The sequence below is a fragment of the Hydrogenophaga sp. FG152 genome, assembly GCF_057809615.1.
The window spans coordinates 1-310 of sequence record NZ_JBMDKH010000056.1; the positions used below are offsets into that span (position 1 = coordinate 1).

Genomic DNA, 310 nt, shown 5'->3' on the forward strand with positions numbered 1-310 from the left:
TGCCGGCGTGCCGGTGCACTACCGCGACGAGGGCTCCGGCCAGCCGCTGGACGTGCAGCGCAACCCCAACGTGTCGGTGCGTTTCGGTGAGTCTTCGCCCAAGCTGCCCACGCCCTCCGGCACCACGATCTACACGCCAGACACCGCCCACCAGGCCTCGTTCGCCTACATCCCCTACCTGATCACGGGCGATGCCTTCTACCTGGACGAAGCCATGTTCTGGGCCAGCTGGAACATCGCCGGGGTCGACCCGTTCTACCGCGAAGGCGCCAAGGGCCTGATCTACGGCAACGAGGAACGCGCCCAGTCC

The 310-nt window shown here is 67.1% G+C and carries 1 pseudogene; it reads left to right on the top strand.

Annotation, left to right across the window (positions count from 1 at the left end):
- Positions 1–310: pseudogene (locus tag ACODTB_RS25835) on the top strand (hypothetical protein); the annotation flags it as partial.